The organism is Sphingobium sp. B1D7B, from assembly GCF_025961965.1.
Lineage (GTDB): Bacteria > Pseudomonadota > Alphaproteobacteria > Sphingomonadales > Sphingomonadaceae > Sphingobium.
The window spans coordinates 144,963-161,869 of sequence record NZ_JAOQOR010000002.1; the positions used below are offsets into that span (position 1 = coordinate 144,963).

1 protein-coding gene is annotated in these 16,907 nt (G+C 64.5%); it reads left to right on the forward strand.

Annotated features, from left to right (window positions below):
* Nucleotides 1-144 precede the first annotated feature (144 nt).
* The coding region (locus M2336_RS17980; RefSeq protein WP_264593385.1) for a YDG domain-containing protein at nt 145-16,907 on the forward strand (16,763 nt) is incomplete at its 3' end.

A 16,907-nucleotide genomic window follows, 5' to 3' on the forward strand; every position in this document is an offset into this window, starting at 1 on the left:
AGTTGATTGAAACAATAGATGCTCGCCGACGGACGGCGATCCGTCACGCAGACTGTACTGGATAGAGAAATGATCGCTCGCTCGCGCACCCGCTTTAGGTTCTTTGCTTCGGCACCCATTTTCGGTCTGTCGCTGGCGGGCTTGGTGCCTTTCAGCGCTCCTGCCTTCGCCCAGTCCTTGCCGACGGGCGGGCAGGTCGTCGCCGGTCAGGCAACAGTCCAGTCGAGCGGCATGGACATGACCGTTCGTCAGGCTGGCACGAAAGCGATCATCGACTGGGACGGCTTTTCGATCGCCAGGGGGGCGACCGTCTCGTTCGAGAATGGAACGGACGGCGCCACGCTGAACCGCGTGAACGGTACGTCAGCGAGCGTCATCGACGGTTTGATGAAGGGCGAGGGGTCAGTGTACCTCATCAACCGCAACGGCATCGTCATCGGCAAGACCGGTGAGATCAATGTCGGAGGCCGGTTCGTCGGCTCGACCCAGGATCTCGACAATGCCAGCTTCATGGCTGGCGGCAATCTGGGCCTGTCCGGCACAAGCGAAGCGCCGATCGTCAATTACGGCAAGATCGGCAGCCTGGGCGGTGACGTTGCGCTCGTGGCGTCGAAGGTGACGAACGAGGGCGAAATCTCCGCCACGAAGGGCACTGTGGGTCTGCTCGCGGGCTATCAGGTGCTGCTGCGCGACCAGTCGCAGTCGGCGGGCAAGTTCTCGGTCGTCGTTGGCGGCGCTGGCACGTCTGTCACCAACAGCGGCGCGATCCAGGCGGCGGAAGCCGAACTGCGTGCGCAGGGCGGCAACATCTATGCGCTCGCTGGCAACACGGGCGGCGTAATCAACGCCCGAGGTGTGTCCGCAAAAGATGGCCGCATCTTCCTGACCGCCGAAGGCGGCGAAGCGCGGATTTCGGGCACGTTGACCGCGCGCCGGGCAGACGGCGCCGGCGGCGCGATCGAGGCGACTGCGAAGAATGTGCTGCTCGACAGCGGCGCAACGTTGGACGCGGCTGGCACGCGCGGCGGCAGCGTACTGGTCGGTGGCGACTGGCAGGGCGGCACCGTCGGGTCGCTGCGCGTTGCAGACCACGACATCGCTCGCGCAGACGCGGTCGTGATGGCCGACACGGCGAAGATCGATGTTTCGGGCAGCGCAGGCGAAGGCGGCAAGGCCGTGCTGTGGTCGGACAACTACACCAATTTTCTGGGCAGGATTGCCGCAGGCGGCGCGACCGATGGCGGGCATGTCGAGACATCGTCGCTGCGCGTCCTGAACGCGCTCGGCACCGTCGATGCGAAGGCGGGTAGCGGCGTGTCGGGCCAGTGGCTGCTCGATCCGTCGGATATCACCATTTCGACCGCCGCGAGCTCGAACGGCAGCTTCAACGGCGGGTCGCCCAACGTCTTCACCCCGGCGGCGGCATCGTCGACGATCAACAACGCCACGATCAATTCCAGCCTGAGCGCGGGCACCAGCGTCACCATCAGCACCGCCAGCGCCGCTGGCGGCAATGGCGACATCATTGTGTCCGCGCCGATCACCAAGTCGGGCGGCGGTACCGCCACCCTGTCGCTGATCGCGGACCGTCACATCCAGGTGAACGGCGCGATCACGTCGAGTGCAGGCGCACTGAACGTCGTACTGAACAGTCGCGCCAGCGGTGGCGCGGAGGGGTATGTCGGGGGTTCGACGGCCATCACGACCAATGGCGGCTATCTTCTTGTCGGCGGCGGCTCGTCGGCAAGTGGCGCGGCGCAGAGCAGCACCAGCAACGCGGCCTATTTCTATGGAGCGATCGAGACCGCGGGCGGCAACGTCACGATCCGGGGCAAGTCCGCGCCCAATTACGGGGTCGTCTATAACTCGATCAACGCCGGCGGCGGCGATATCACGCTAATCGGTGAAAGCAGCACCGGTGGGGGTGTCGTCACCAACGGCACCCCACAAGCCAGGACATCCGGTGCCGGCAAGATCACGATCACCGGCACGACGGCGTCGACGGGCAATTTCGGCGTCGATTTCAATGATGGCGCCACGGTCGTGGGCGGCACGGGCGGGGTCGTCATCACCGGCACCAACACCGGCGAAGCTGGTGTTTTCCTGCGTTCGGGTACGTTCAGTTCGACCGGTGACATGACGATCACCGGCACGTCCACGACGGGCCGGGGCTTCGTGCGCGGCAACGTGGCGAGTGTGATGGACATCAGCGCGACGGGTGCGCTGACGCTGGAAGGTATCACCGGGGCGACGGGCAAGCAGGGCCTGGTCGTCGACGGCACCGCTGCATTCAAGGCGACGACGACCAACGGGCTGCTGACCATCAAGGGCACCGGCGGCAACGCTGCCTACAATACGTCGAACGACTATGCCGCAGCGATCCAGCTGGGTTCGAACAACAACGCCACGTCGGTCGTCCTCACTGCCGGCGCCGGCGGCCTCAGCATGGTCGGCACAGCGCTGGGCGGCGCGGGGTACAGCATCATGTCGCCCAACGGCGGCTTTACCACGATCACGTCGGCCGGGGCGATCAACGTCAGCGGCAACAATACGCTCTATGCGGAAATCGACGCCGTGCAGACCGGCGGCGGCAACAGCACGATAACCAACACGCAGGGGGCACTCCGCTGGGGGAAGTTCGACCAACAGTCGACCGCCGCACTGTTGCGGCTTCAGGCGAACAACGGCGCGATGTATTTGACGCGGGGCCTGGTCAGCTCGGCAGGCGGACTCGATCTTCGCGCCACCGATACGATCAGCGGAACGACGCTGCAAGCGGGCGGCGACCTGACCATCGCCGGTGCAACCACCGGTGGATCGGTCACCTTCAGCGGCCAGATCGACCAGACCGGCAACGGTGTCGTCAACATCAATTCGGGCAGGACGCTGTCGCTCAGCACGCTGACCACGGCGGGCAAGGGCGCGATCGACCTGGTGTCGGTAGGCAACATGAGCCTGCAGACGATCACCAAGAAGGCTGCGGCGACCGATGCGTCGACCCTGACGGTCAAATCCAACGCCAACATCACGACCAACAACGTCATCAGTGCCGAATCGGGCGCGGGCGCGCTGAACGTCGTGTTGAACAGCCGTTCGAACGATGCGGCACTCGGCTACGTGCTTGTCAATTATGCAATCACGACGCGGGGTGGCGACGTGACGATCGGTGGCGGATCGACCGCGGGCGGCGCGGCGACCGACAGCGCCGGCTATGGCGCCAACATCAACGGCGCGATCACGACCGCTGGCGGCAACGTGACGATCACCGGGAGTTCGACCAGCAGCCTCGGTGCGCTGGTCACCAATGTCGATGCGGGCGGCGGCAACATCACCCTCACCGGCACCAGCAGCACCGGCCGGGGCCTGAGGATGCAGAGCAACGGGCGGCTGGTAACCTCCGGCGCCGGCAAGATCACGATGACCGGCACGTCCGGTTCGGGAGACGCCCTGTCCTTCGACACCTCCGCAACGGTCACCGGCGGCACCGGCGGCGTCGTCATGACCGGTACGTCGGGCGGGACCGCGGGCGGGAGCGGTGTCGTTCTCGCCGGCGGGGCGATCAGCGCGACAGGTGACGTCAGCATCACCGGAACTTCGTCGACCGGCTATGGCGTCTATAAGGGCGGTGCGGATTCGAGCATCACGGCGACGGGTGCGCTGACGATCGACGGCAAGGCCGGAACGGGCGGCTATCAGGGTATCTTCATCGACGGCACGAACCGGTTCGACCTGACGACGACCACCGGCCTGCTGACGCTGAAGGGTGAGGGCGGCGCCAATCCCGGCAACAACCTCTACAAAAGCGCGATCCTGTTCGGGACCAACAGCTATTCGCCCACCGTCGCCATCTCGGCGGGTACCGGCGGCCTGAACATCATTGCCAATGGCGTCGGCGGCGCCACCCTGGGACTGACCTTTCCCCGGGTCGGTTACGCCACGGTCACCTCGGCCGGGGCGATCAATGTCACGGCGAACAAGGATATCTTCTTCTATGGCAACGCCACCCAGACGGGTGGCGGTGCCAGTACGCTGACCACCACAGCCGGCGGCATAACCTGGGGAACCTTCTCACAGAACGCCGGCAATCTGACCGTCAACTCGGCGGGTGGGATCTCCTTGCAGCAGGGGCTGACCTATGCGGCCGGCACGCTCAGCCTGACGGCGGTCAACGGCATCAGCACGTCGACCCTTCGCGCGGGGGCGGACCTGACGGTCACCGGCGGCACCCAGACCGGCTCCACCGTCACCGTCGGAGCGATCGAGCAGACCGGCAATGGTATCATCAGCGTCACGTCGGGCGATGGCCTGACGTTTTCGGGACAGATCACCACCAAGGGCACGGGCAATATCACGCTCACCAATGGCGCAGGCGATCTGACCCTGCCGACCATCACGAAGAGCGACGCGACCGACGCCTCGACGCTGACGGTGCGGGCGAAGAACAACCTCACCATCCCCGGCAACATCAGCACGACCGCGGGTGCGCTGAACGTGCTGCTCAACAGCCGCTCGACGGATGCCGCGACCGGGTGGGTTCAGCTGTCGTCCGGCGTGGCGATCACGACGGGGGGTGGATCCGTCACCATCGGCGGCGGATCGGCCGCGGGCGGCGCGGCGAGCGGCGGTAGTACATCGTATGTCGGCGTCGACATCGGTGGCAGCATCACGACAGCGGGTGGTGCCATCTCCATTCTCGGCAACGCGGCGGGGAATTCGGCGGTCCGCCTCATGACCCTGAATGCCGGTGGCGGCAATATCACCGTGACCGGCAACTCCAGTAGTGGCCATGGCATCGCCACCTTCACCAACGGCTCCGTCACGACCGGCGGTTCGGGTACGGTCACGCTGACCGGCACGGTAACCGGAACCGGGAGCAACACCGGCGTGTCGTTCAGCGACGGTACGACGGTCACCGGCGGCACCGGTGGCGTCACGCTGACCGGCACCGCCACCGACGGCTATGGCGTGTTCATGGGCAGCGGGACGTTCACGTCGGCTGGCGACATGAGCGTGCTGGGCACGGCGACGACGGGATCGGGCTATTATCGCTCCACCACGGCCAATCCGACCACCGTCGGCGCCACGGGGGCGCTGACCCTGTATGGCAAGACCAGCGCGACCGGCAAGACCGGCGTCAGCGTCGCCGGGTCGACGAACTTCACCATCCGCACGACCACCGGTCTGCTGACGCTGAAGGGTGACGGCGGCAACGCCGCGCTGGATTCTTCGCATTATCTCGCGGCAATCCAACTCGGTACGGTTAATCAGGCCACGCCGGTCACGATCACCGCCGGCACCGGCGGACTGAACATCGTCGGCAACGCGCTGGGCAATGCAGCCTATAGCCTGATGGTGCCAAACTCCGGGGTGACCACCATCACTTCCGGTAATGCCATCACGATCAGCGGCAACAAGTCGATCGACGGCCGCATCACAACCACCCAGACCGCGGGCGGCAACAGCAGCATCACCAGCACGACCGGCTCCGTCGCCTGGGACAGTTTCACACAGAGCGGCGCCGCCGATCTGTTGTACGCGTCCGGCTCGGGCACCAGCGTCACGCTGCGTCAGGCTACCAGCGCGGCGGGCAAGCTGACCATTACAGCCGGCTCCTCGATCGGTACGACGACCCTGAGCGCAGGCGGCGATACGACACTGACGGCCTCCAACGGAACGATCTCGACGGGCACGATCGGCCAGACCGGCAACGGCGCCATCGTTACGACATCGACCGGCAACACGACGCTCGGCGCTATCACCACGGCGGGCAAGGGCAACATCACCGTCACGTCGGGCGCCACCGCGACGCTGGCCTCCGTCACCAAGAACACCGCGACCGATGCGTCGACCCTGACCGTCCGCGCGGACTCACACGTCGTCTTCAGCGGCGCGATCACGTCGAACGCGGGCGCGCTGAACGTCCTGCTCAACAGCCGCTCGAACGATGCGTCGACGGGCTATGTCGAGCTTAATTCGACGGTGACGACGAATGGCGGCAACCTGACCATCGGCGGCGGATCGGCCGCGGGCGGCGCGGCGGTCGGCATCACGACGTCCAATGTCGGCGTCAAGCTGAACGGCGGCGCGGTGTCGACCGGCGGCGGCAACATCACCGTCACCGGCAGCGCGCCGGGGACGTATGGCATCCTGGCAAGCGCGTTGAGCGCCGCGGGCGGCGACATCACGCTCAAGGGCGACAGCAATACCCAGATCGGCGTCAGCCTGCAGAGCAATCCGCAGGTCACGACCTCCGGCGCCGGCAAGATCACGATCACCGGCACCTCGGGCAGCGGCGGCTATGACGGCATCAACATTAACGACAACGCCACGGTAACCGGCGGCACCGGCGGCGTCTTCATGACCGGCACCGCCGTTTCGCGTGCGGGCATCACCTTCGCGGGCGGTACGTACAGCTCGACGGGCGACATGGTCCTGAAGGGCACATCGACGAATAACATCGGCATCTGGCGCCAGAACGTGTCCAGCACCACCGACATCAGCGCTACGGGCGCACTGACGCTGGAGGGCAAGGCATCGGTGACCGGCCAGCAGGGCGTGCTGGTCGATGGAACGGGCGCGTTCAAGCTGAAGACGATCACCGGCCTGTTGACGGTTTATGGTGAGACTGGCGCGATCGTAAGTTCGAACAGCTTCCCGGCCGCAGTTCAGTTCGGTACCGGCAACAATAGCTTGCCCGTAACCATCACGGCCGGAACAGGCGGTCTGAGCGTAACAGGTACTGGCTTGAGCGCCGGGTCTGTAAGCATCGGAGCCGGGCTTTACGTCTCGACGAATATCACGTCGGGTGGCGCAATTAACATTCAGGGTAACAAGAACATTGATTGGCATGCAGCGGCCACTCAAACGGGCGGCACAGCTAGTAGAATTGCAAGTACCGACGGATACGTACTTTTCAAGTCTTTCATCACAAGTGCAAGCGATCTAAATATATCTTCTGCGGGATATATTTCGATACTTGACAATATAGATGTTGGTGGCCAAGTAACGTTGCGCAGTGGTGTCGATACATACCTATACGGGATATTGAACGCCAATTCTAATATTGATGTAGTTGCCGGTACTTCATTTACGGCCAAAGCGATCAAACAAAATGTCGATGGTGTAATCAGCCTCGCTGCTGGCACGACCATCACGACTGCGATGATCACTCAGTCGGCCAACAAGGCTACCACGGTCACAGCAGGGGGGACATTCACCTCCGACGGCATCAAGACGCCGGGTGACCTGACAATCTTCGCGAACCAAGTCGTGCAGTCTACTCCGTCCTCCAACGCTCCGGCGCAGTGGATCGAGCAGACCGGCTCGGGCGCGATGACGATCACGACCAAGCAGAACATGGCGATGGCGTCGAAGATCGCGAAGACCGGCGCCGGCGCCGCTTCGCTGACGCTGAAGTCCTATGGCAATGTCGACGTGTCCTCGTCGATCAACGCCACGACCGGCAAGATGGCGGTGACGCTGCAGGGCGGCGCCGATCCCACCGCGAGCGGTCCCACCAGCGCGACAGTCGGCGTGTCCGGCTCGGGCGTCGTCAATACCAACGGCGGCAACTTCCTCGCGCGCGGCGGCGCCGGCGCGCTGGCCGCGATCAGCGATCCGACCATCGCGGGCTCGAACTTCGTCGCCACCATGCAGGCGACCGGTGCCGTCATCACCGGCATCGGCGGCCGCGTGAACACCACCGGCGGCGACCTCGAACTCCGCTCGGTCAACGGCTTCGTATCGATCGCCAACATCGGCGTCATCGGGGCGGGCAACCTCTCGATCTACGGCCTGAGCAGCAGCGCGGGCGCGGGTGTCGAGGTCAAGGACTTCACCCTGTCCGCCGAAAGCGGTGCGGTCACGCTCTTCGGCGCATCGACCGGGACCGGTCCGGGCGTCAGCACCAGCGGCACCGGGCGCGTCACTGCGCTGACGACCGGCGCGATCAACATCTCGGGCTCGACGCGCGGCACTACTAGCAACGCCACGCGCGGCGTCGTGATCGCGGGTACAACCGGCGCAACCCAGTCGCTGACGGGCGGCACCATCACCGTCAAGGGCGTGGGCGGGGGCGGCGCCGGTTCGTACGGCGTTCTCATGAGCAGCACGGTCACGGGCAAGGACGTCTCGATCACCGGCACCGCGACCGGCACGGGCACCACCAATGCGGGCATCTCGCTGGAGGCGGGCACGTCCACCGGGCTTATCGACGCGACGAACAACATCACCCTGACCGGCGTGGACAACGGCGCGGGCAAGGGCATCCAGCATTCGTCGAGCAGCTATTACCGCATCGGCACCGCGAGCACCGCGGGTACGGCGAAGCTGAAGGCCAATTCGATGTCGCTCGGCGGCGCGGGCGGGCCGGTGGTGTTCGCGCCTGCGGGCACCCTGCTGTTCACGGCGCTCGACGATGGTTCGCTGACGATCGACCAGAACATTTTCGTCGCCACGAATCCCATCACCTCGGTCGCCAGCGGTGGGCCGGCGGTGGTGCAGTTCGGCGACAACAGCGCGTCCTCGATCAACTTCCGGTCGGTCAGCGGCTACAACGCGTTCAACCGCTCGATCACGCTGGGGTCGAAGGGAATCCTCACGCTGTCCAACGCCGGCGGCGGCGGGCTGTCGATGAAGGAAGTGGTGCTTACTGGCGAGGCGAACGTCACCCAGTCGGTCGATCTTACCGCAACGAAGCTGACCGGTCGTGCGAACGAAGTGTCGTTCGGCCGATCCGGCAACGAGATCGCCGCACTCGGCAATATCGACATCGCCAACGGCATGATGCTGGTCAACACCGGCCCGCTTTTGATCTCCGGCACGAACAGGTTCGGCACGGCTGCGTTGCGCACGATCGGCGACCTGACGCTCAACGCGGGCACGACGCTCACGGCCACCGGTTCGGACGCGATCTCGCCGCTCCAGCTCGTGAGCGGAAGCAAGTTCGTCAACAATGCCGGTGCGAACGTGCTGACGGTCAACAGCGGAAGCCGCTGGCTGGTGTGGTCGCAGGATCCCTCCCTCGACACGGCCGGTGGGCTGACGGCTGCCTTCGTGCAATATGGGGCGTCCTACGGATCGAGCGGTCCCGCCGGTTCGGGCAACGGCTTCCTCTACACGGTTTCGCCGACGGTCACCGTCACGCTGACGGGGCAGTACAGTCGCGTCTATGACGGCACGAACACGGCAAACCTCGCCCAGTCGAACTATGTCCTCACGGGTCTCCTGAACGGCGACACCGGGACGGTGTATTCCACCGCGACCTTCGACACCAAGAACGTTGGCACCGGCAAGACGATCACCGCAACCGATCTTGCGCTCGTCGCGCGCAATGGCGTGAACCGGATCTATGGATACCAGATCGCCGCCAATACGATCACGGCGAATATCGGCGAGATCACGGCCAGGGCGCTGACGGCCAATCTTAGCGGCACGGTCAGCAAGGTCTATGATGGTGCCACTGCCGCGACGACAGTGGCTGGCAACTACCAGCTCACCGGCGTCCTCAGTGGCGATACCGTCGCCTTGAGTGGCGGCACCGCGAGCTATGACACGAAGAATGTCGGTTTCGGAAAGACCGTCACCGTCACGGGATTGGCGCTTTCCGGCACGGATGCGGCGAACTATTCGGTCAACGCCACGGCATCGGCCCAGATCGGCGTCATTACTGCAAAGACGCTCACCGCAAGCGTCAGCGCGCTGAGCAAGACCTATGATGGCAATATCTTCAGCAATCTCTCCGCAGGCGACATCACGCTTTCGGGCGTCGTGGCTGGCGATACCGTCACCAACGGAGCCGGCGCTGTCGCGACCTATGCCGACAAGAATGCGGGCACCGGCAAAAGCGTCACGGTTGCAGGTCTGACGCTGTCCGGCGCGGATGCGAGCAACTACACGGTCGCCAATACGGTTTCGACCACGAACGGCACCATTCTCGCCAAGGCGCTGACGGTCAGCCTGACCGGCACGGCCAGCAAGGTCTATGACGGCACGAGGACGGCAACGCTTGCTGCCGGCAATTTCGCCCTCAGCGGCCTCATCGGCGGCGACAATGCCGCGCTGGTCGCAGGCAGCGGCACGTATGACGACAAGAATGTCGGGACCGGCAAGACCGTCACGGTCAACAGCCTGACGCTCTCGGGGTCGGATGCTGGTAACTATACGCTGGCCGCCAGCGTCTCGGGCAATATCGGCACCATCACCGCCAAGACGCTGACGGCGTCGGTAACGAACCTCACCAAGACCTATGACGGCAGCGCATCGGCTACGCTCGGCGCGGGCGACCTGTCGCTGACCGGTGTGATCGGCAGCGATGCCGTGCAGCTGGGCGCGGGCGCCACGAGCGTCTATTCAGACAAGAACGCGGGCACCGGCAAGGCCGTTACCGTGAGCAATCTCACGATAACCGGCTCGGATTCCGCCAACTATGTGCTGGCGAGCAGCACGGCCAGCGGTCTGGGCACGATCCTCAAGAAGGCCCTGTCGCTGTCACTGACGGGTTCGGCAGCCAAGGTCTATGATGGCTCGACCAGCGCGACGCTGACGAATGCCAACTACAGCATGACCGGCAATATCGGCGGCGATACGGTGGCGCTTGTCACCGGGACCGCCGTTTATGACGACCGGAACGCGGGTTCCAACAAGACGGTGTCCGTCTCGGGGCTGTCCCTGTCGGGTGTGGATGCGGGTAACTACTCGCTTGCGTCGGCGATTACCGGCACGATCGGAACGATCACGGCCAAGGGGCTGACCCTGACGGCGGTTGCGGGCAACAAGGTCTATGACGGCACCACGGCTTCGGCCGATGCGGTCCAGATCAGCGGCCTCGTGGCGGGCGACACGGTCGCGGCGACCCAGTCGTTCGACAGCAAGAATGCGGGCACCCGCGCGCTTCAGGTCGACAGCGGCTATATCGTCTCGGACGGCAATGGCGGCGCGAACTATGTCGTCACCGTCGGTTCGGCGGCCGTGGGCACGATCGCGCAGCGCCAGCTGACCGCAACGGCCAACGCCAACGACAAGGTCTATGACGGGTCGACCGCTGCGACCGGTACGCTCACGCTCGCAAACGTCGTCAGCGGCGACACGGTTGTCACCTCAGGCGGGCAGCTCGCCTTCGTCGATCGCAATGCCGGCAATGGCAAGGCCGTCACCGCCAGCGGCTGGAATCTCAGTGGCGCTGATGCCGCGAACTACACGCTGGGCACGGTAGTCAACGGGGTCGCCAATATCAGCCAGGCGACGCTGACGCTGACGGCGTCGGCGGACAGCCGAATCTATGACGGCACGGTTGCCTCGAGCGGCGTGGTCTCGCAGTCGGGTCTCGTTAGCGGCGATCAGCTGACCTCCGCGACCCAGGTATTCGACAGCAAGAATGCCGGCAGCCGGGCGCTCAAGGTCAACGCCTATGCGATCAATGACGGCAACAACGGTGCAAACTACCATGTCGTGCTGGTCGACAATATCGGCACGATCGCGCGCAAGCAGCTGACCGGGAATCTCACCGGCACGATCAGCAAGATCTATGACGGTACCGACACGGCGGTTCTGAGCGGATCGAACCTCAGCGGCGTCGTCCTGGGCGATCTCGTCAGCGTGTCGAACACCGGCGCGACCTTCGACAGCAAGAATGCCGGCACCGGCAAGACCGTTACTGTGTCGGGCATGGTCCTGGGCGGTGCTGACGCGGGCAACTATCTCCTGCAATCGACCTCCGCCTCGGCAAATATCGGTGCGATCGTCGCACGGACGGTCACGGTGGGCGTCTCCGGGCGCGGCGCGAAGACCTATGACGGCAGCGTGGCGCTCAGCACCGGCCAGCTCGGTTCGCTGGCACTGACCGCTGCGGATGGCGATGCGGCAACGCAGGCCCTGCTGGCGACGGACGGTGTCACGCTCGACGCATCGGGAATGACCGGTACGCTGGCGGATCGCAACGCCGGAACCGGCAAGGGCGTGACGCTTGCCGGCTTCCTGCTCGCGAACAATGGCGACGGCAATTATGTGCTGGCGCCCGGAGCGGTGATCGGTCTCGCCGATGTCGCGCAAAAGGCGCTGACGCTTACGGCGAGCGGTGAGACGCGGATCTATGACGGCACCACCGGATCGGTCGGCACGGTCGCATCGTCGGGTCTGATCGCGGGCGATAGCGTCACGGCGACGCAGCGCTTCGACAACAAGGACGCCGGCGCGCGTCGGCTTGTCGTCGACACCTATAGCATTGTCGATGGCAATGGCGGCGCCAACTACGCGGTCACGATGGTCGATGGTGCGGGCACGATCCACAAGCGGCTCGTTTCCACCACACTGACGGCTGACAACAAGGTCTATGACGGCACGACCGTCGCGACCGGCACGTTCAGCCCGCTCATCAATGTCGTGTCGGGAGACGCGCTGGGTTTTGCAGCGACCTTGCGGTTCGACACGCGCGACGCAGGCACCGGTAAAGTGGTGTCGGCCTCGAATGGAGCGCTCACCGGGACGGACGCGCGAAACTATGTCCTCGCTACGATCGCCGACGCGACCGCGGATGTCGCACGCGCTGCGCTGGTTCTGCACGCCACGACCCAAAGCCGTGAATATAATGGGCTGACCCAATCGACCGCTGCCGTGACGGCGACGGGGCTGATGGTCGGTGACAGCTTCAGCGCAACGCAGTCCTACGATACGAAGAATGCAGGTGGCCGCACGATCAACGTCGACGGCAACTATCAGATTCTCGATGGCAACAACGGCCGCAATTACACTGTCAGCCTTGACAGCGCTGCTGGCGTTATCACCCGGCGTACGCTGGCCGCCTCGGTCACGGTCGACACCAAAATCTACGACGGCACGACAGCAGCGACCGGGCAGTTCGACGCGTTGATGAACCTCATCGCTGGCGATGATGTCACGATTTCCGGTGGTACGCTGACGTTTGCCGACCGCAATGTCGGTTACGGCAAGACCGTCAATGTCACCGGGTCTGCGCTGGGCGGCGCGGATGCGGCCAATTATGTGCTGAGCAGCGTCGCTTCGGGGACGGGCGCCATCACGCCGAAGGCACTGACCCTGAACGCGGTCACCGATACCAAGATTTATGACGGAACGGTCAATTCGGCGGGGATCGTCCAGGCTAACGGTCTGGTTTCTGGCGATGCGGTCATTGCGACCCAAACCTTCGATGCCAAGGATGCCGCGGGTCGATTCCTCCAGGTCGACACCTACTCGGTCATCGATGGCAATGGCGGTGCCAACTATACCGTCACCCTTGGGCAACTGGCCGTGGGCACGATCACGCCTAAGACCCTGAGCGCCGATGTCACGATCAACAACAAGGTCTATGACGGCACGACCGCCGCGACCGGCACGATCAATGGGCTGAACGGTATCATCGCGGGTGACACGGTTGCGGTGAACCTGTCGAACGGCGTCCTTGCCTTCCTCAATCGCGATGCGGGTATCGGCAAGGCGGTGACTGTCGGCGGTCTCACGCTGACGGGCGCTGACGCGCTGAACTATCAGCTTGCGGCGACGGCGAACGGCACGGCTGACATCACCAAGGCGACGCTGACTCTGACGGCGGCGACCGACAGCAAGACCTATGACGGGACACTGGTTTCGACCGGGATCGTGACCGATAGCGGTCTGGTCGCGGGCGACACGATCAGCGGCGTGACGCAGGCGTTCGACAGCAAGAATGCTGGCAACCGCATGCTGAGCGCGAATGCCTGGACGATCGACGACGGCAATGGCGGCGGCAACTATACGGTGGTGAAGGTCGATGCGACCGGCACGATCGCGCAAAAGCTGCTCACGGGCCAGATCGTCGGCACGATCAGCAAGACCTATGACGGGACCGATACGGCGCTGCTGAGCGCCGCCAACCTCGCCGGTATCGTCGCGGGCGATGTGGTGAGCGTGTCGAGTTCCGGCGCCACCTATGACGACAAGAATGTCGGCGTGAACAAGACCGTGACGATCTCGGGTCTGGCGCTGAACGGGACCGATGCGGCCAACTATGCGCTGCAATCGACCTCGACCCAGGCGGCGGTCGGCACGATCCTGGCGCGCCAGATCGCGATCAGCACCACAGGCAGTGCGTCCAAGGTCTATGATGGCACGACGGCGCTGACAGCGGCGCAGCTGGGCGCACTGACCTTCGTCCTCGCCGATGGCGATACGACGACGCAGGCGCTGCTTGCCAGCGATGGGGTGAGCGCGGACCTGAGCGGTGTCACCGGCACGCTGGCCGATCGCAATGCCGGAAACGGCAAGAGCGTCACGCTGACGGGCTATGGCCTCGCCAACAACAGCCTCGGCAACTATGTCCTGACCAACGGTTCGCTTCAGGGTGTGGCGGATGTCGCCAAGGCGACGCTGACGCTCACTGCAGCGACAGACAGCAGGACCTATGACGGCACGGCGGTTTCGACCGGGATCGTGACTGATAGCGGTCTGGTCGCGGGCGACACGATCACCGGTGTGACGCAGGCGTTTGACAGCAAGAATGCTGGCAACCGCGTGCTGAGCGCGAATGCCTGGACGATCGACGACGGCAATGGCGGTGGCAACTATACGGTGGTGAAGGTCGATGCGGCCGGCACCATCGCGCAGAAGCTGCTCACTGGCCAGATCGTCGGCACGATCAGCAAGACCTATGACGGAACCGATACGGCGCTGCTGAGCGCAGCCAACCTCGCCGGTATCGTCGCGGGTGATGTGGTGAGCGTGTCGAGCGCCGGCGCCACCTATGACGACAAGAATGTCGGCGTGAACAAGATCGTGACGATCTCGGGTCTGGCCCTGAACGGGACCGATGCGGCCAACTATGCGCTGCAATCGACCTCGACCCAGGCGGCGGTCGGCACGATCCTGGCGCGCCAGATCGCGATCAGCACCACAGGCAATGCGTCCAAGGTCTATGATGGTACGACGGCGCTGACAGCGGCGCAGCTGGGCGCACTGACCTTCGTCCTCGCCGATGGCGATGCGACGACGCAGGCGCTGCTCGCCAGCGATGGGGTGAGCACGGACGTGAGCGGTGTCACCGGCACGTTCGCCGATCGCAATGCCGGCAACGGCAAGAGCGTGACGCTCACGAACTACGGCCTCACCAACAATAGCCTCGGCAACTACGTCCTGACCAACGGTTCGCTGCAGGGTGTCGCCGACATCACCAAGGCAACGCTGACGCTCACCGCAGCGGCAGACAGCAGGACCTATGACGGCACGGCGGTTTCGACCGGTCAGGTCACGCATACGGGCCTCGTTGCGGGCGACAGCATCAGCGGCCTGACACAGGCGTTCGACAGCAAGAATGCGGGCAACCGCACGCTGAGCGCGAATGCCTGGACGATCAGCGACGGCAATGGTGGCGGCAACTATACGGTCGTGAAGGTCGATGCGGTCGGCACGATCGCGCAAAAGCTGCTGACCGGTCAGCTCACCGGCACCGTCACCAAGGTCTATGACGGCACTGACGCTGCGACGTTGAGCGGCGCCAATCTCAGCGGCATCATCAGCGGTGATGATGTGATCGTGTCGAACACCGGCGCGACCTTCGACAGCAAGAATGCCGGCACCAATAAGACGGTGTCGATCACCGGGATGAACCTGAGCGGGAACGATGCGGGCAATTATGCCCTGCAATCCAGTTCCGCCTCGGCCAACATCGGCACCATCTTCGCACGCACGGTCACGATCGACGTGGCGGGCCGGGGCGCCAAAACCTACGACGGGACCACCGTTCTGGGGACCGGGCAGCTGGGCACGCTGGTGCTGACTGTTGCCAATGCGGATTCGGCGACGCAGTCGCTCATGGCGACCGACGGCGTGATGCTGAACGTCTCCGGCGTTACCGGCACGCTGGCGGATCGCAACGCTGGCACCGGCAAGGGCGTGACGCTGACGAACTATGCGCTCGATGGCAACGCGCTCGGCAATTACGTGCTGGCGTCCAGCACGGTCGGCGCCCTTGCGGATGTGTCCCGCGCGACGCTGATCCTGACGGCCGCCAACGAGAACAAGACCTATGATCGCACGACCGTTTCGACCGGATCGGTGGGCATTGGCGGTCTCGCGACCGGCGACACCGTCACAAATCTTGCGCAGGCGTTCGACAGCCGCAACGCGGGCAGCCGTGCGCTGCACGTCACCAGCTATACCGTCAACGACGGCAATGGTGGCGCGAACTACATCGTCCAGACGGTCGATGGCGCAGGCACTATCGCGCTGCGTCAGCTGACGGTTGCCGTCACGGCCGATAACAAGGTCTATGACGGCACGACTGCGGCGACGGGCACGTTCGGGTCGTTGCAGAACCTGATCGGCGGAGACAATGTCACCGCGACCGCGACCTTGTCGTTCGCGGATCGCAACGCGGGAACTGCCAAGATCGTCACGGCGTCGAATGCTGTCCTGGGCGGGACGGATGCGGCCAATTACACGCTGGCACCGATCGTCGATGCCGTAGCGGATATCACCAAGGCTTCGTTGGTGCTGACCGCGGTGACCGACATCCGCCAATATGACGGCACTCGCACCTCGACGGGCACGGTGTCCGGCACCGGTCTTATGACCGGTGACAGCGTGACGGCGACCCAATCGTTCGACAACAAGAATGCGGGGAGCCGCGCGCTTCGCGTCGATGCCGGCTATGCAGTCAATGACGGCAATGGCGGCAACAACTATGTGGTGACGCTGGTCGATGCATCGGGCGCGATTACGCAGCGCGTGCTGACCACCTCCGTGACGGTGAATACGAAGGAGTATGACGGTACCACGGCGGCGACCGGCACGTTCGGTGGCCTGCAGAATGTGGTGGCGGGTGAGACGGTGACGCTGTCCGGCGGCACGATGGCCTTTGTCGATCGCAATGCGGGTGTCGGCAAGGCGGTCAATGTCTCCGGCGCCACCCTGGGCGGGGC